Origin of the sequence: Arsenicicoccus bolidensis DSM 15745 (assembly GCF_000426385.1) — a bacterium.
GTDB lineage: Bacteria > Actinomycetota > Actinomycetes > Actinomycetales > Dermatophilaceae > Arsenicicoccus > Arsenicicoccus bolidensis.
The window spans coordinates 34,550-49,941 of the sequence record NZ_AUFG01000008.1 but is presented as its reverse complement, the minus strand read 5'-3'; the positions used below and the strand labels follow the sequence as shown (position 1 = coordinate 49,941).

The window sequence follows — 15,392 nt, the reverse complement described above, 5'->3', positions numbered from 1 at the left end:
GTCACGGGTGCTTGGCGAGGAACTCGTCCGCCTTGGCCCTGTCGGCCTTGGTGAGCAGGGTGGCCGTCTGGAGCTGCTGCGCGGGAACCTGCTCTCCCTTGGCCAGCTTTATGGCGGCATCCACCGCGAGTCGGCCCATGAGCTGGGTCTGCTGCACCATCGTGGCGTCGATCTTGCCGTCACGAACCGCCTGGATCCCCGCCTTGTCACCGTCGAAGCCGACGATGAGCGGCTTGGGGTTGAGGTTCGCGTTGGAGGCGGCCTGGGCCGCTCCCAGGGCCATGGCGTCCGCCTGTCCCCAGAAGACGTTGATGTTCTGGTGTGCCTGGATCATGTCCTGCGCCACGTTGAATCCCTTGTCCTGAGCCCAGTCCGCAGGCTGCTGGGCGATGACCTTCATGCCGGGTGCGGCGTTCAGCGCCTCCTGGAACCCCTTCTGACGATCGACCTGCGGCGTCGTGCCGATCTGCCCCTGCAGGATGGCGATGTTGCCCTTCCCGCCCTGCTGCTTGACGACCCAGTCGCCCAAGGTCTTGGCGGCAGCCACGGAGTCGGTCGCGATGAAGGTCTTCCCCGGCGCGTCGGGCGCGTTACGGTCCACGTTGATCACGGGGATGTTCGCGCGCTGCGCTGCCTTGACGGGAACCCCAGCAGCCGTGGCCCCTGCGGGGATGTAGATGATGGCACTCACCTGGCGGGAGATGAAGTCCTGAATCTGGTTGACCTGGGTGGCGGAGTCGCCACCGGCGTCGGAGACCTGAACCTTCACGCCCTTGGCGCTCGCCTCTGCCTCGACCGACTGCTTGATCTGGTTGAAGAAGTCGGCCTGCAGGTTGGCCACGGCCAGGCCGATGACGACAGGCTTCCCCCCGCTGTCAGCCGCAGAGGTGGCGCTGCTGTCGCGATTGCACGCCGAGAGGGGAATGGCGGCGGCGAAGGCCAGGGACAGGACGGCGATCTTTCGAGTGCTCATGGGATTGCCTTTCGACGAGTTGCGCTGGATGAGAATTGGTTCAGACCTGGTCACGACGGCGGAGAACGTCGACCATGACGGCGAGGGCGATGACGACGCCGATGACGATCATCTGGACGAAGGGGGACACGGACATGAGGTTCAGCCCGTTGCGCAGCACGCCGATGATGAGGACGCCCACGATGGTTCCGGTGATGCGGCCGACCCCGCCGCTGAGGCTCGCTCCGCCGATGACCACGGCGGCGATAGTGTCCAGCTCGATGCCATTCGCGGCGCTCGGCTGGGCCGAGTCGAGGCGGGTCGCGAGGATCACGCCAGCCAGGCCGGCGAGCAGGCCCATGGTCACGTAGACACCGGTGGTGGCCCTCTTGACGTCGATGCCCGCCAGCCGAGCCACCTCCGGGCTACCGCCGATGGCGTATAGCCCCCTGCCACCCGGGCGGTACCTCATGAATGCCCACCCGGCGACAAGGAGGAGTACGAGGATGACTGCCGTGACCGTGAGGAATCCGAAATAGCGCGTGGTGGACAGGCCCGTGAACCAGTCCGGAAATCCGACGATCTGCTGACCGTCCGTGATGACGTTGGCGGCACCGCGAGCGATCGAGAGCATGGCAAGAGTGGCGATGAACGGGGGCAGCTTGGCCCTCGTGATGCCGAGGCCAGACACGAGCCCGCACAGTCCCCCCGCGAGGATCGCGGCGAGGATGCTCAGCGGCAGTGGCCACCCGGCATCGTGCGAGGTCCAACCGAGCACCATCATCGAGAACGCGAGGACCGCACCGACCGAGAGATCGATGCCACCCGTGACGATGACGAAGGTCATGCCCAGCGCCAGCACGCCAAGGATCGTGATCTGGTCGAGGATGTTGAGGAGGTTGTTGACGGTGAGGAAAGCCGGCGTCGCGATGAAGAGCGCGACAGCCAGGACGACGAGTCCGAGAAAGGGCCCGCCCGCTCCGCCGAGGACCTGACGTAGGCGACCACCAGATCTGCTGGTGCGTGTCGTCGTCTTGGTGGGGGCGGGGGCTGCAGCTTGTCCAGTGCTCATGAGAAGTCCTGTGGGGAGAAGGTCGAGGTGGTCATCTGAGCCGTCAGCTCATGAACATCCCGCCGTCGATGTTGATCGACTGGCCGGTGATGTAGGCCGCCTCGTCCGAGGCGAGGAAGAGCAGGAGATTGGCGACGTCGTCGTTGCTACCGGGGCGTCCGAGGGGAATGTTCGACACCCACTCGGCCATGAGTTCACCTGGGCCGTAGTCACCCAGGAGGCGACCCCACTCACGGTCGTTGTAGTCCCACATGTCCGAGCCGACGATCCCCGGGCAGTAGGCATTGACCCGGATCTGGTCCTTGGCCAGCTCCTTGGCGAGCGACTGCGTGAGCCCGACCACCCCGAACTTGCTGGCGGCGTAGTGCGGTGTGTAGATGAAGCCCTGCCTGGCCTGCCCGGAAGCGGCGTTGATGATGACGCCCCCGCGCCCACCGCGCCGCATCAGCGGAACGGCCGCCTTGGCACACAGGAAGGCCCCCGTGGTGTTTACGCGAAGCACGCGATCCCAGGCCTCGAGGGTCAGCTCATCCAGTGGCGCGATGGTGATGGCGCCAGCGTTGTTGACGAGGACGTCGAGCCGTCCGAATCGGTCATCCGTCGCCTCGGCGAAGGCTGCCACCGCAGCCTCGTCGGTCACGTCGCAGACAACGCCGATGGCCTCCGCGCCGAATTCCTCGCGGATCGACGATGCCGTATCCATCACCAGCTCCTCGCGGTCGGCAAGGACGACGGAGGCGCCCTCCCCGGCGAAACGCTCGGCGATGCCGCGGCCGATGCCCCTCGCCGCCCCCGTGATGGCGACGACCTTGCCCTCAAAGCGGTGGTGCGTCATGGCGCTAGTCCTTTCCCGACGGTTCGTGACGCGTGGACGGCGTTGTGCCACGCGGTAGTTCGTTGTGCTCGCCAGTCGTCGTCGAGCACGGGTAGGTAGGTCCTGCGTGGACGCTCGAGCAGGTCGAGATCGGCCTGCGTCCACAGGCCGACACCGAGCCCCGCCATGTGGGCCGCCCCCAGTGCCGACAGCTCTGAGACCTGTGAGGTGTCGACCCGCCGCCCCGAGGTGTCGGCCTGCAGCTGCATCAAGTCGGGGTTCGCCGAAGGGCCGCCGTCGGCGAGGATGACGTCGATGGGTGCGCCTCCCGCCTCGCACGAGGCGACCACGTCTTCGATCTGGAACGCGATTGACTCCAGACCCGCTCGGAACAGATGGGGGGCCTGCGTCGCCTCGCTGAGACCACTGATCAGGGCCTGGGCCTGGTTGTCCCACCAAGGGGCCCCAAGGCCGGTGAACGCAGGGACGACGAACACGCCGTCGCTGTCCGCGGCGGCCTGTGCGGCCACGTCGGCCGGCGCGAGACCGAACATCCGGGACAGCCACACGAGCGTTGCCCCGGTGGAGCGGATGTTGCCCTCGACGGCATAGGCGGGCTCATGGACCTGCCAGCCGATGGTGCGTGCCACACCGTTCGAAGCTCCCTGGCCCGCGGTGATGCCCATGATCGAGGAGCCGGTGCCGTAGGTCACCTTGACGCGACCAGGACGCCAACCTGCGTGGGCGAACAGCGCGGCGTGCGAGTCACCCAGCACGCCCGTAACGGGGGTCCCCGGAGGGAGAGGGCTCAAGCCCTGGGCGTCGGCAATACGACCGACGGACGGAACGACGGTCGGGAGGGCCTCTGCGGGCACGCCGAACAGCTCCAGCAGCCAGGGGTCCCAGCGCCCCGTGTCGATGTTGAGCAGCTGCGTGCGTGAGGCGTTGCCGATCTCGGTGACATGCCCTGCACCCAGCTGCCACAACAGCCACGCATCGACGGTGCCGAGGCACAGCTCGCCTCGCGCGCTGCGCGTGCGGTCGGGGTCGTGCTCATCCAGCAGGGAGGCGGCCTTGGCGGCTGAGAACATCGCGTCGAGGGGTAGCCCGCTGATTCGGCGGATCTCGTCGGCGTGGCCAGCTGCCCTGAGACGGTCGCACCAGCCTGCTCCACGGGTGTCTTGCCATCCGAGCACCGGCCCCAGTGGCTCGCCGGTTGCGCGGTCCCACAGGAGGGTCGACTCACGCTGAGTGCTCAGGCCCACTGCCACGACGAGGGCCGGGTCTATCCCGGAGAGGCAATCGGCGACCGACGTCTGGACGGACGTCCATATCTCAAAGGCGTCCTGCTCGGCCCATCCAGGACGAGGGAAGTGCTGCGCCAAGGGGATCGCGGACTTGCCGACTATCGCCCCCGATGCGTCCACGAGGACGGCCTTGGTGGCGCTGGTGCCCTGGTCGATCGACAGCACGAGGTCTGGCGCCGCCGCGGCGGATGCCCCGCCGAACCTACCTGCCATCATGCATCTCCATTCATCATTGAACGTGTATGCAGGAGTCTGACACCGGTGTGAATAGAGCGTCAAGAGTGAATTTCTAGTCGTATGCTCGAGCCGTGCCTACGTTCACGAGCCCGGAGCAACTTCGACTCATGGCCAAGGTCGCCCGCATGTACCACGAGCGTGGGATCAAGCAGCCGCAGATTGCCTCTGACCTGCACATCTCCCAATCGCGCGTCTCTCGGCTGCTCACGCAGGCGGCGGAAGCCGGCATCGTCCGCACCATCGTCACCCTCCCCGCCGACGTGCACACCGACGTGGAGGAGCACCTGGAAAAGACCTATGGGCTGGTGGACAGCGTCGTCGTAGATGCCGAGGGGGCTCTCGGCGATGTGATTCCGGCGCTCGGCGCGGCCGCCGCGACCTACCTCGGTGAGACGTTCACCGGCGGCGACCGTGTGGGCATCTCATCCTGGAGTGCCAGCCTCCTCGCAACTGTGGACGCGCTGCGGCCGCGCTACAAGACCGTCGTCGACCTCGTTGCCCAGCTGGTCGGCGGGCTCGGGGACCCCCAGGTGCAGGTGGCGGCCACGCGACTGCTGGACCGGCTGGCGACCACGACCGGTGCGCAGCCCCTCTTCCTGCCCACCCCTGCCTCAGTCCCGGACCCTGGGGACCGGGCGGTCTATCTACGCGACCCAGCAACTCTCAAGACGCAGGCAGCATGGTCGGCACTCACCGTCGCTCTGGTCGGTATCGGAAGCGTGGAACCCTCACCAATGCTGCGCAGCAGCGGAAACGCCGTGAACTCGGCACAGCAGGAACAGCTTCGTGATCTTGGAGCTGTCGGGGACGTGCTCCTGCGGTACTTCGACAGCCAGGGCGAGCTGATCGAATCCGACTTCAACGACAGCGTTCTCGGCATATCTCCTGAGTCGTTCATGCAGATCCCCCGACGTATCGGCGTGGCCGGCGGTGGCAACAAGGTCGATGCGATCCGCGCCGCAGTGCGGGGACGCTGGATCAACGTCCTGATCACGGACGTCGAGACCGCCACCGCGATGCTGAGGGCTGAGGAGTCGGCTTAGCCGCCCGCCCTGCCCGGTGCATGGACTACAGGCCAGACGGATGACCTCAGGCGGGGAGGGGCGTGATGCCCTCCCACGTCAGGTCGCGGCGCACCCGGCCGAGCGTGCGGTCCTCGACGAAGCAGTGCCAGCGGTCGACCCACTCGCCCTGCTGGTGCAGCTCGTCCCGGAAACGGCGGAACGCCCCGCGGCCCTGGATCGAGCGCCGCAGCAGGTCGGCGAACCGCGGGTCCTCGTCCTCCACCCAGGCGGCGAAGACCTCCATGTCGCGGTACTCGCTGCGCCCGTCCGGCACGACGTGCACCCACTCCGGCCCGTCGACGTCCACCAGCTCGTCGTCCATGGTCATCCCCGGTTCGGTCAGGAACGCCGGGACCACCTCGCCCGTATGGCGATTCACGTAGGCCCCGTCCTCGCCCTCCCCACCCGGCGCGTCCGCCACCTCCTGGAGGTCGATCGCCAGCGCCCCCTCTGGCAGCGCGCCACCGTCCCGCACCAGGGTGAGCAGCGCGGCGAGCTCGTCGTCGCCGTACCACTCCCGCTCCTGGATCTGGGTGGTCAGCCGAGACGTCAGGTCGCCCAGCACCTCCGCCGCACCATCGCGGTCGTCGAGCCACATCGCCAGCAGCCGCAGCCCCACCTGCTGCAGCGCGAACGTGACGTCGGCCGAGCCGATGGCGGCGGCCAGGTCGGCGGGCGTCTGCGCCATACGAAGCGCACCCAGGTCGAGCCGGGCCACCTCCGGCCCGCCGTCCTCCGGCGCGAGACGCGCGACCCGGTCGAGCGGGTCGTCGCGGCCGAAGGGGTCCGGGATGGGCCCCCAGCCGTCGATGACGGTGGGCTCGGTGATCTCACGACCCCACTCCTGCACGGACTCTCGCGTCACGAGGACCCGGCACTCGTGCCGCCAGCCGCGCTGCGGGTCGTAGTCGAACGTGAACTCCTGGTGGTCGCTGAGCGGGCCGATGGACGTCGACGGCGGCAGGATCCCCGGCAGCGGCGTTGCCCCGTCGAGGGAGTGCGTCACCTGCGAGCGGTCGGGCAGCGTGAACGTCCACGGCTGGTCCACGTCCCAGCGCGCGAAGGCGTGGTTGATGGCGATCGCCAGCTGCGCGTAGGGGATTCGTCGAGGCACCACGATCAGGCGGACCGGCGAGGGGTCGAGGCGCTGGCCGAGGCCGGACACGAGCTGGACCCTGATGAGCTTGCAACGAGCCATGACCACATCGTGCCGCGAGCCGGCCGAGTGTGACCACCCGAGGTAGGTCATCAGGGTTCGTGATGATGCGGACCACGACGCCCCCGTCATCCCTAGCGTCACCGTCATGAGCCAGACCATCAGACATCACTGGACCGGACTGAAGGGCCGCCGAGCCCTCAACTTCAACTGGGACGCGATCGACCACGACTCCGTCGTGCTCGTCACGGCCTCGGAGTACACCCTCAACGCCGCCGCGCCGGCCACGTCGCAGCGCTTCGTCGGCGCGGCGAGCATCACCGTCGCCAACGTGACGCCGCACGGCCCGCCCTACGACTCCAACCACGGGGTCACCTTCGTCGTGGACGTGGCGTGGGGGGCACCGCTCAACGTGGTCACCGACATCACCGTCCTGGACGCCAAGCCGGTCTGGATCGGGACGCCATGAGCGACGTCGCGATCCGCAAGTACTGGCGCGGCCTCAAGGGTCGCGTCCCGCTCAACATCAACTGGGACCAGGTCGACGCTGACTCGGCCGTCTACGTGACGGCGTCGGAGTACACGCCCAACGGCGCGGCGCCCACCACGTCGCAGCGGTTCGTCGGGGACGCGACCATCACGGTCCGCAACGTCACGCCGCACGGCCCGCCCTACGACGCCAACCACGGCGTGACGTTCGTCGTGGACGTGGCGTGGGGGGCACCGCTCAACGTGGTCACCGACATCGTGCTGCTCGACCGCCCGCGGGGCTCCCAGCATCCGCCGCTGGACTGGCGGCGGCTCGCCTTCACCGTGCAGCACCAGCAGCAGACCAACTGGTGCTGGTGCGCGGTCGCGGTCAGCGTGGCCAACTTCTACGGCGCCAACCTCATGCAGTGCACGTTCGCCAACACCTACCTCAGCCGCACCGACTGCTGCACGGCGACCGGCGGCGCGGGGCCGTGCAACCAGCAGACCGGGCTGGGCGCCGCGATCCGGGCGGCCGGCCACCTCGCGAGCTTCTCGGAGTCGCGGCCGAGCTTCGACACCGTGCGGGGCGAGATCGACGGGGGCCGGCCGGTCGGCGTGCGCATCGAGTGGAGCGGTGGGGGCGGCCACGCGGTCGTCGTCGACGGCTACCTCGCGGTGGACCAGTTCGTCGGGGTCGAGGACCCCTGGTACGGCGCGTCCGACGTGCGGCTCTCCACGCTCCACAGCTCCTACCTGGGCACCGGCTCGGTGACCCACACCTACCTGACACGCTGAGAGGTATGCCGATGAGCACCTACGTGCCCGAACCACCGCCCGGCCTCGGCGACGAGATCGCCGGCACCGTCACCGATCTCATCGATGCCCGGACGGAGGAACCCGTGGACGACCAGGCAGGCGGTGCCGCACCCCAGGCGTCGTGGCCGGCATACCACCTGGGTGCCGACGCCCTCCGCTCCGGCGACGCGCTGTCGCAGGTCGTGCCGATCGGCTGGCTGGCGGTCGTGCAGCGCGCCGGGCTGACCGCGCTGGCCGAGCTGGACGTGCGGGCGGATGCGTCGCCCGAGGTCCGGCAGGTCTCGTATGGCGACCTCGCCCAGGGCGTCGCCAGGCTGAGCGAGGCGGCGCGGTCCCTGGACGGCGACCTCGCCGGCGGGGCCCCGCTGGAGCAGCGGTTGCTGCGCGTGCCGGCGTGCCTCTTCATGGGGCTGTGGCTGCACGACGACGCGGATCCCTCGCGCGACGTGGTGATCCCGAGCGAGCCGGCGCCGCCCGCCTTCGAGGCGGGACGGTCCTATCCGATGGCGGAGGTCCTCGAGACCCTCGCCGCCAGCGTGGTCGAGGCTCCCCAGCCCTGACCCGGCTCGTCAGCGGTGGGAACGGTCGCCGAGGGGGCCGACCGGACCGTCGCCGGAGCCAACGAGGCCACCGCCCGGACCGCCGGGCGGTGGTCGTTGGCGCGGTGGGCGATCTCGAGCCAGACCTCTCCGACGCCGGCGAGGGGGCGCCACACGTCTCCGGTGGGCGGCACCACGAACGGCGCTGACGGGCAGATCATCACGTGCCGCCGATCCTGCATCGTCGACAGGCACTCGGCGAACGTCCCGACGTCGCGACGTCGCGACCAGGCTCGGGCGGACCGCCGTGGCCGGTCCACGCGCACCAGTAGCGGTCCCACGCCAGAGGGACGCCCTCCAGGCGGTGCAGCGGTCGACCGAGGATCACCTCCAGCGGCACGCTCGCCATGGGGGCCAGGGGGCTGGCGGCCGTCACCCGGACCCCCACCCGCAGCGGGTGCAGCAGCCGCGAGACGAGCCGGGGGTCGTCGAGCGGACCGGGCACGACCTGCAGGTCGACGAGGTGGGCGAGCAGGTCGTTGCCGATCTGGGAGGGCCGCTCCAGCGCGACCACGCTGAGCCGCACCCGCGGCAGGACCCGGGCGGCGATCTGCGCCAGGCGCTCGACATACGGCAGGATCGTCGACGTCGCGTAGCCGACGACCAGGTGCGTGCCCGTCCCGCCCGCGTCGGACGCCTCGGCGAGGAGCGCGTCGTGCTCGGCGACCACGCGCGCGGCTCGGGGGAGCATGCGCTCACCGAGCGGGGTGAGCATGGCGCCGCCCCGGCCACGCTCGAGCACCGAGCCGCCGGCCTGGCGATCAAAAGCGTTGAGGTGAGCGGTGATCGCGGGCTGGGAGTAGCCGAGCTCACGCGCCGCCGCCGTCACGGAACCCGTCCGCACCACGGCGAGGAAGGATCGCACGAGCTGGATCTCCACGTCCCCACGCTAGACCTGTGGATGTGACCTGCGCCACACTCCTGGGTCTTGCATGCCCGTCGTGGATCCGCTCTGCCCGGAGCCGCGTGGGGCCTACTCCAAAAATCATGTAGCGACCCACCCAGATGACCCTGCCGGTCCTCCAGCCTGGCGTCGCGTGCAGACACAGCGGAACCCTTGGTACACCTGATTGTGGAAACCTGGGCACGCTGGACGGTGCTCAGGTTTCCGCAATCTTGGTCGATTGGGGCGGCGGGGTATGGGGTGACGCTGGTCAGGCGGCCAGCTGGGGGATTTTGCTCACATGGAGCGATCAGGGATGCCACAGTGTTGTCACTGCATCTCTGAGGGGGGCTCACATGCGTGCAGGACGCTGGGGAATCGCCGCGCTGACCGCGGCACTGCTGGCTGCGTGCGGGGGCGGAGGGTCGCCCGGCGCGCAGTCCGCCAAGACGGTGACGGTGACCGCATCGCCGACGAGCACGAGCACCACGGCGGCACCGACGTCGACCGCTGCGCCGGGCACGGCGAGCGCGTCGAGCGCGTCGGCCACGTCGGGAGCCACCGCGACCTCAACGGCGACCGGGGGATCCGCCACCAAGCAGATCGTGCTCACGCTGCCCAACCCTGACGGCGGGTGGAAGGTCGAGGAGTCCGCCGACGCTCTGAACTGCGGCGGCGAGCCATCGCTGGTGGCGACGAGCGGGAGGACCTATCACTGCGGGGCGAGCGCCGCCTCCGCCGTGGCCTGCGTGGCGGACAACGGTGGCTCGAACATCCTGTGCGCGATGCAGCCGTGGGCCAGGAAGGCCACTCGCTTCCCGGTCGACGGGACGTTGCCGACGACGTCCAAGCCGGCCAACCCCGTGCCGCTCGGGATCGAGCTGGCCGACGGGTCCCGGTGGTTCATCCGCTCCGGCGGGGCCTGGCCGCCCGGCCCGCAGGAGACCGCCGCCATGTACTCGTGCTCTGAGGGCTGCGGCGGGGAGAGCGAGGCACTGCTGACGGCGCCCGGCAACGTCGATGACTTCGGGCTGATCAAGGAGGGCGACGTGTGGTACGCCCGACGCGGGCCCCTGGGCTACGACACCGTCAAGACCGGCAAGATCACCAAGGAGCGCATCACCAAGGCGTGGTTCATCCGGGCAGCCCCGTCCTCTGGGTCGTCTGGCGGCACGGGCGCGACCGGTGCCCTCGGCCCCGTCACGCGCCCCAATCTCACCATCGCCGAGCCCTCCGACGTGCAGAAGCTCCCGAACACCAACGGCCTTCGCGCCTTCGCCCGCGCTCAGCTCGCCCAGGTCACCAAGGAGAACGACGGCTGCCCCATGACGATCACGGTGGAGACCCTCGACGCCCAGAGCTCGGCCATGGTGAGCGAGTTCGGCTCAGGCTGCGGCGGCGGCATGGCGATGTGGGGCGTCAAGAAGGGGCGCTGGATCAAGGTCTGGTCCGGTCAGGACGTGCCGCTGTGCTCCGAGCTGCGCGCCAAGGGAGCGGTGCTCAACCCGGACGTCATCGGCAGGTGCTCCGGGTCGGCGCCAGCATTCACGGCGCAGCGCTACACCCCCTGATCGTCCTGACGCCCCGCAGCGGCATACGTCACGGTGAAGGCCTCAGCAGGCCCGATTGCGGAAGCCTGGGCACGCTGGACGGTGCTCAGGCTTCCGCAATCAGTGGCGTGCTACCTCCTTCACTGAACAGTGCCGAATGCAGTGATGTCAGTGACGAATGCACTGAGGAATGCAGTGAGGACGGCACTCAGCGGAAGTCGGCCTTGCTGATCAGGCCGTGCACCCCCGTCGTGCGGTCGACGACCTGAGACACCACGAAGTCGGACGCAGCCGACAGGTAGGCATAGGCCACCGCGCGGTCGATGCCCTGCTCCTGCTCGAGGAAGTCCAGGGCGTTGACCACGGCGCGGCGCATGGCGACGTCGAGGTCGGAGTCGTTGATGCCGCCACCGGAGCCGTCGGGGTCGGACAGGCCGATGGGGAGCCAGTGGTCGCGGGTCTCGGCCCAGGGATAGCGGTGGGCGACGGCGGGCGCGTCGCCGGATCCCTTCTTGCACACCGTCAGTCGGAAGGTGCCGCGCAGCGAGCCCTCCATCGCCGTGAGCGCCACCTCGCCGGAGCCCATCGCCATGTGCGGGTCGCCGACGTAGAACAGCCCGCCCGGTGCGCGCACCGGTAGGTAGAACGTGGAGCCGACCCCGAGCTGGCGGATGTCGATGTTGCCGCCGCCGAGGGTGGGCGGGACCGAGTTGGCGAGCGGGTCGGTGAGGCCGTTGGCGTCGGCATACGCGACGCCCATCATCCCGAAGAAGTAGTTGAGCGGGAACCGGATCGAGCGGCTGCCGCTGCGCATCACGGCCTTGCCGCGCTCGATGCCGGTGAAGGCCGAGACGTTGCCGTAGCGCGTCGGGTCGCCGCTCGCCCGGCCGTCGGTGGCGCGCGGCGGCATGACCTCGGCGAGCGAGATGCCCGCCGGCGCAGTGCCGTCCGCCTTGACCGCGAGCGCGCCCTTGCCGTGGCGGGAGGACACGACGCCGTAGGGGACGCGGGGGAGCAGGTGCAGGGGTTCGATCTTGAGGACGTCGCCGGGCTCGGCGCCCGCCACCGCGATCGGTCCGGTGACGACGTGCGGCCCGTCCTTGTCGAAGCTGCGCGGCGTGCGGTCGTAGTGCGCCGCCACGTCGACGGCGTCGCGCAGCACCCCGGCGCGCGGCACCCCCTTGGACCCGAACCAGGCCACCGGGTCGCGTCCCTGGTCCTCGAGGATCCCCTCGTGCGACAGCGCGTCGATCGTGACGGTGGCCCCCGAGCGGACGCTCAGCACGGGCGTGGCGTGCACCGTCGGCACGTAGCCCCACAGCACCTCGTCGGTCTCCGACGCCAGGTAGTGCTGCCCCTTGATCGGCCCCCTGTGCGGTTGCAGCACGCCCTTGGGGTTGCGCCAGGCGAGCGGCGCCTCGGTCAATCCCCTTGGCAGCTGGTGGGATGCGTGCGCCTGCTCGGCCCCGACGGCGGCGGCGGTGACGCCCAGCCCGGTGGCGGCAGCGGCCTGCAGCAGGCGCCGTCGCCCGAGCCCGTGCTCCAGCGCGGCGACGAGGTGGGCGGGGTCGGTGCTCGGCATGGGTGCTCCTCAGCGGGTGTCTTGGCCGTATGCCGAGAAGCTAGGCCTCACGCGTTTCCGCCCTGTGTCGCGGTGCAGGCCACAATGTTTCGCCTGGGCCCGATAGATCACCACCGAGCCAGGACAGCGTCGACCGTCGGCGCTCCCCGTGCGAGCTCGGTCTTCCAGTCGAGTCGGCCCTCGTGCTGCAGCCGACCGACGATGATCATGGGGTGCACTCCCTGGCGGTCCGCCTCGGCGTACACCCAAGGGCGACGGACGTTGGCCGGTGGATCCATGACATGCGGGAGCGCCCATCGTCCGGCGAGCTCGTCTGCCTCGCCCTCCTGGGGATCGCTGGCATCCACGCCTTCGTCGACGACAATGCGGCCGCCGACCAGGTGACCCAGGACGACGTGCGCGATCTCGTGCAGGAGCGTGAAGACGACCCGGTCCAGTCGCTTGCCATAGCCCGACAGGGCGATGACGGGGCCGCCATCGCCCTCGGAGAACGAGGCCCCACTGAGACGACTCCCCGGGAATGCCTCGACATGGACAAGCCGCACACCTGCAGCCGCGAAACGCTCCGGAAGCGCCGCCAGGTCCTCGGGCGATCGGACGTCTTGAGTCAGCCCTGCGGCGAGCTTGAGCAGGGCATCCCGATCGTAAGAAGCGACGCGCAGGTCGCGTGAGACCGCACGCGCGCAGGCCAGCCAGGCGCACTGCGTGGAGGTGATGGGCTGGCCGGAGTTGTGACGGCGGGCTGCAGCCGCGAACGCGGGTTCGTCGTCCAAGGTCTCGATGCCCAGCAGGCGGAGGAGCGCGTCGCGTTGTTGGACAAGGGGACCTGAGGGGAGGAAGCCACGCTTGCGCAGCACCGAGATGGGTGCGCGTTGATTCATCTTGGCGCGCGTGCGGACGTCAGCAAGCTTGCTGGCAGCGCTGGGGTCGCTCTCTCGGAGCCACAGCTCGTAGGCGTTCTGGAGATTGAGCCACACCTCCGCGGACGTGCCGAGGGCAGTGCCGATCTCGCAGGCCGTCTCGCGAGTGATCTCCTTCTTGCCCGAGACGATGCCCGAGACGAGCTGCGCAGGACGGCCGATGATCTCGGCGAAGTCTGCCTGGGTCCACCCTCGCGCTTCCAGCTCCTCGGCGAGGAAGTCGCCAGGGGGGAAGGCCATGACGCTCTGTGTGGACATCTTGATCACCCCTTGTGGTAGTCGAGTCCGTCGACGATGACGGTCACGCGGCCCTGCGAGTCTGTGTAGAAGCGCAGGATGAGTCGGTACTGCTGGTCGAGGCGGATGGACGAGTGCCCACGCCATCGGTTGCCCTTGAGCTGCTCGAGGTGCAGTGACTTCATCGCTCTGAGGTCGCGGTCGTCCGCCGCACCCGCCAGGAACTGGATGCGGCGGTGGAACATCTTGGTGACCGCTGGCGGCCACCGCTTCACGTCCTGGATCTCGCCGGCGGCAAGGCGACGCAGCTCGTCATCCTCGAACTCGAGCCTCACGCGCCCCCCTCGTCACCACGAGCACCCATCCCCAGGGTAACCCAAAATCGGAACATCAGATACAGCCCATGACTGAATAGTTGTATCCGACTTAACCCTCGGTCGTCGCGCCGATCGGACGAGCGTGCTCGTGATGGTGCGTGGACTGGGTCGAGCGCCTAGCCAGGCTCGATCTAGGGTCGCTCGTCGGGGTCAGACTCCCGCCCGTGCTGGTCGGGCAGGTCACCCCACCCGTCAAGGGGCACGACCTGCAGGACCAGGCCGCCGAGCACCTCGTGCGGGTCCATCGTGGGCAGCACCTCGCAGTGGTGCAGCCAGTTGTCGCCGAAGTCGAAGGTGTAGGTGAACGTGACACCCACCTTGAGCTCGGTCAGCGGACTCTCCAGCGGCTTGTAGCGCGGCGTGCCGCTGCCGTCGTCGAGCTCGTCGATCATCTCCTCGTCCGTGACGACCAGATCATCCTCGAATGCGAACTGGACGAGGTGACCCAGGTCGTAGCGGCCGAACGCCCGGTCGATGGCATCGGCGAGGACCGCGTACGTGGTGCGCGGCGGGATCGCGAAGACCCGTCCCGGAGCGGGGTCGAAGTCCTCCCCGCGACCGCTGACGAGCGTGACCTTGAGGACCTTGCAGCGTGCAGCCATGCCTCCATCCTGCCCGCCTCAGACGTGCAGCGGCCGGCTCCCTGCACACCCTCCAGTCCGTGGTCGCCGCAGGCCCGGCCCTACGATCGGCCGGTGACCCCAGACGAACTGATCAGCCGCTACCCGCGGATCTACCACACGGCGGACGCGCGAGCGTGGCCGGCGATCCAGCGCTTCGGCCTGCTGCCGGCCAACCAGCTCAGGGACACGGCCGGCCTCGGCGCGTCGACCCCGTCCGCACGCCGCGCTGACTCTGAGCTCGTCACGCTGCCCGGTGAGGGCCATGTCGCCATCTTGCGCGATCAGAAGCCCCTGAAGTTCCTCTCGCAGGTGCTGGACGACGAGACGTCGGTTGAGCAGTTCCTCGAGATCCTCGACAGCCGGTGCTTCTTCTGGGCGAGCGAGGCGCGACTGCTCCGGCTCCTCAACGGGCGCCACTACCGCGCCATGCAGCAGGTGGTGCTGACGCTCGACACCGCGTCACTGGTGTCTGGCTACGAGGACCTCATCGAGTTGTCGCCCTACAACTCGGGCTCGGCGCACGTGCCCAACGCGCCCGTCCGCGGCAAGACCACCTTCAAGCGCCTTGCCGACTACGACCACGCCGCCTGGCAGCGGAAGCGTGGCAAGTCGGGGGATGCGCTGGTGGAGGTGACCATCAGGGGTGCGGTCCCAGACCTGAGCAACCACCTGGTGGAGGTCCGGCACTTCCCCGGCCCAGACTTTCCCTTGAGGCCAAGCCAGGAGTGATGC

Annotated in this window: 17 protein-coding genes; 6 read left to right on the top strand and 11 right to left on the bottom strand. The window is 69.1% G+C overall.

All coding sequences use genetic code 11. The annotated features are described in order from the left end of the window. Nucleotide 1: 1 nt before the first annotated feature. Genes K313_RS0106395 through K313_RS0106380 form a run of 4 tightly spaced genes read right to left on the bottom strand, consistent with a single transcriptional unit; the run spans nucleotide 2 to nucleotide 4,310 of the window. Nucleotides 2-1,027: a sugar ABC transporter substrate-binding protein gene (locus K313_RS0106395; RefSeq protein WP_205621826.1), complete on the bottom strand. Its 1,026-nt coding sequence runs from the start codon at nucleotides 1,025-1,027 to the stop codon at nucleotides 2-4. Next, nucleotides 1,014-2,024, bottom strand: a complete 1,011-nt coding sequence (locus tag K313_RS0106390) for an ABC transporter permease (RefSeq protein WP_029210903.1) — start codon at nucleotides 2,022-2,024, stop codon at nucleotides 1,014-1,016. Before K313_RS0106390 ends, K313_RS0106395 begins: the two co-directional genes overlap by 14 nt. Before the next feature lie 43 nt (nucleotides 2,025-2,067). Further along, entirely contained in the window at nucleotides 2,068-2,859 is a 792-nt protein-coding gene (locus tag K313_RS0106385) for a glucose 1-dehydrogenase (RefSeq protein ID WP_029210902.1), read from the bottom strand. Beyond that, nucleotides 2,856-4,310, bottom strand: a complete 1,455-nt coding sequence (locus K313_RS0106380) for an FGGY-family carbohydrate kinase (protein ID WP_205621825.1) — start codon at nucleotides 4,308-4,310, stop codon at nucleotides 2,856-2,858. The genes K313_RS0106385 and K313_RS0106380 overlap by 4 nt, the downstream gene beginning before the upstream one ends. A gap of 179 nt (nucleotides 4,311-4,489) precedes the next feature. Between K313_RS0106380 and K313_RS0106375 the strand changes: the two genes are divergently transcribed. Further along, the gene (locus K313_RS0106375; protein WP_051274026.1) at nucleotides 4,490-5,425 is read left to right on the top strand and encodes a sugar-binding transcriptional regulator; all 936 of its coding nucleotides are present in this window, start codon (nucleotides 4,490-4,492) and stop codon (nucleotides 5,423-5,425) included. Nucleotides 5,426-5,471: 46 nt separating this feature from the next. Here K313_RS0106375 and K313_RS0106370 read toward each other — a convergent pair whose 3' ends face one another. Next, entirely contained in the window at nucleotides 5,472-6,644 is a 1,173-nt protein-coding gene (locus K313_RS0106370; RefSeq protein ID WP_156911177.1) for a hypothetical protein, read from the bottom strand. Between the two features lie 106 nt (nucleotides 6,645-6,750). On the opposite strand from K313_RS0106370, the gene K313_RS0106365 reads away from it, so the two are divergent. From K313_RS0106365 to K313_RS0106355, 3 genes are read left to right on the top strand one after another with little or no spacing between them, the layout of a single operon-like run. Then, nucleotides 6,751-7,071 carry a hypothetical protein gene (locus K313_RS0106365; protein WP_029210898.1) on the top strand — a complete coding sequence of 107 codons (321 nt, stop codon included), beginning with the start codon at nucleotides 6,751-6,753 and terminating at the stop codon, nucleotides 7,069-7,071. Further along, the gene (locus tag K313_RS22955; RefSeq protein WP_029210897.1) at nucleotides 7,068-7,868 is read left to right on the top strand and encodes a C39 family peptidase; all 801 of its coding nucleotides are present in this window, start codon (nucleotides 7,068-7,070) and stop codon (nucleotides 7,866-7,868) included. The genes K313_RS0106365 and K313_RS22955 overlap by 4 nt, the downstream gene beginning before the upstream one ends. A 5-nt stretch (nucleotides 7,869-7,873) precedes the next feature. Then, nucleotides 7,874-8,449 (top strand): hypothetical protein, encoded by a 576-nt coding sequence (locus tag K313_RS0106355; protein ID WP_156911175.1) that lies wholly within the window; start codon nucleotides 7,874-7,876, stop codon nucleotides 8,447-8,449. A 199-nt stretch (nucleotides 8,450-8,648) separates the two neighbouring features. Here the strand turns inward: K313_RS0106355 and K313_RS22190 are convergent, their stop codons facing one another. Continuing rightward, the gene (locus K313_RS22190) at nucleotides 8,649-9,368 is read right to left on the bottom strand and encodes a LysR family transcriptional regulator (RefSeq protein ID WP_029210895.1); all 720 of its coding nucleotides are present in this window, start codon (nucleotides 9,366-9,368) and stop codon (nucleotides 8,649-8,651) included. Nucleotides 9,369-9,723: 355 nt separating this feature from the next. Further along, complete coding sequence (locus K313_RS0106345) at nucleotides 9,724-9,984, bottom strand: hypothetical protein (RefSeq protein WP_156911173.1); 261 nt, start codon at nucleotides 9,982-9,984, stop codon at nucleotides 9,724-9,726. Between K313_RS0106345 and K313_RS22185 the strand changes: the two genes are divergently transcribed. Next, complete coding sequence (locus K313_RS22185) at nucleotides 9,977-10,942, top strand: hypothetical protein (RefSeq protein ID WP_029210893.1); 966 nt, start codon at nucleotides 9,977-9,979, stop codon at nucleotides 10,940-10,942. The two genes, K313_RS0106345 and K313_RS22185, sit on opposite strands and share 8 nt — an antisense overlap. A 187-nt stretch (nucleotides 10,943-11,129) precedes the next feature. On the opposite strand, the gene K313_RS0106335 is transcribed toward K313_RS22185, so the two are convergent. The 4 genes from K313_RS0106335 to K313_RS0106320 all read right to left on the bottom strand — a co-directional run bounded on the left by K313_RS0106335 (nucleotide 11,130) and on the right by K313_RS0106320 (nucleotide 14,639). After that, nucleotides 11,130-12,503: an acetamidase/formamidase family protein gene (locus K313_RS0106335; protein ID WP_029210892.1), complete on the bottom strand. Its 1,374-nt coding sequence runs from the start codon at nucleotides 12,501-12,503 to the stop codon at nucleotides 11,130-11,132. A gap of 107 nt (nucleotides 12,504-12,610) precedes the next feature. Then, complete coding sequence (locus K313_RS0106330; protein WP_029210891.1) at nucleotides 12,611-13,681, bottom strand: HigA family addiction module antitoxin; 1,071 nt, start codon at nucleotides 13,679-13,681, stop codon at nucleotides 12,611-12,613. 5 nt (nucleotides 13,682-13,686) lie between these two features. Then, nucleotides 13,687-13,995, bottom strand: coding sequence for a type II toxin-antitoxin system RelE/ParE family toxin (locus tag K313_RS0106325; protein ID WP_029210890.1), 309 nt, complete (start codon nucleotides 13,993-13,995; stop codon nucleotides 13,687-13,689). A gap of 173 nt (nucleotides 13,996-14,168) precedes the next feature. Then, nucleotides 14,169-14,639: an IS1096 element passenger TnpR family protein gene (locus K313_RS0106320; protein WP_029210889.1), complete on the bottom strand. Its 471-nt coding sequence runs from the start codon at nucleotides 14,637-14,639 to the stop codon at nucleotides 14,169-14,171. Between the two features lie 93 nt (nucleotides 14,640-14,732). Between K313_RS0106320 and K313_RS0106315 the strand changes: the two genes are divergently transcribed. Then, on the top strand, nucleotides 14,733-15,389 hold the full coding sequence (locus tag K313_RS0106315; protein WP_019284475.1) for a DUF7002 family protein: 657 nt from the start codon (nucleotides 14,733-14,735) through the stop codon (nucleotides 15,387-15,389). Nucleotides 15,390-15,392 lie beyond the last annotated feature (3 nt).

Excerpts from the sequence above, each read along its gene's own strand:
- K313_RS0106390 (WP_029210903.1), bottom strand. The coding sequence starts at position 2,024 with ATGAGCACTGGACAAGCTGCAGCCCCCGCCCCCACCAAGACGACGACA.
- K313_RS0106385 (WP_029210902.1), bottom strand. The coding sequence starts at position 2,859 with ATGACGCACCACCGCTTTGAGGGCAAGGTCGTCGCCATCACGGGGGCG.
- K313_RS0106375 (WP_051274026.1), top strand. The coding sequence starts at position 4,490 with ATGGCCAAGGTCGCCCGCATGTACCACGAGCGTGGGATCAAGCAGCCG.
- K313_RS0106370 (WP_156911177.1), bottom strand. The coding sequence starts at position 6,644 with ATGGCTCGTTGCAAGCTCATCAGGGTCCAGCTCGTGTCCGGCCTCGGC.
- K313_RS0106365 (WP_029210898.1), top strand. The coding sequence starts at position 6,751 with ATGAGCCAGACCATCAGACATCACTGGACCGGACTGAAGGGCCGCCGA.
- K313_RS22955 (WP_029210897.1), top strand. The coding sequence starts at position 7,068 with ATGAGCGACGTCGCGATCCGCAAGTACTGGCGCGGCCTCAAGGGTCGC.
- K313_RS0106355 (WP_156911175.1), top strand. The coding sequence starts at position 7,874 with ATGCCGATGAGCACCTACGTGCCCGAACCACCGCCCGGCCTCGGCGAC.
- K313_RS0106335 (WP_029210892.1), bottom strand. The coding sequence starts at position 12,503 with ATGCCGAGCACCGACCCCGCCCACCTCGTCGCCGCGCTGGAGCACGGG.
- K313_RS0106330 (WP_029210891.1), bottom strand. The coding sequence starts at position 13,681 with ATGTCCACACAGAGCGTCATGGCCTTCCCCCCTGGCGACTTCCTCGCC.
- K313_RS0106320 (WP_029210889.1), bottom strand. The coding sequence starts at position 14,639 with ATGGCTGCACGCTGCAAGGTCCTCAAGGTCACGCTCGTCAGCGGTCGC.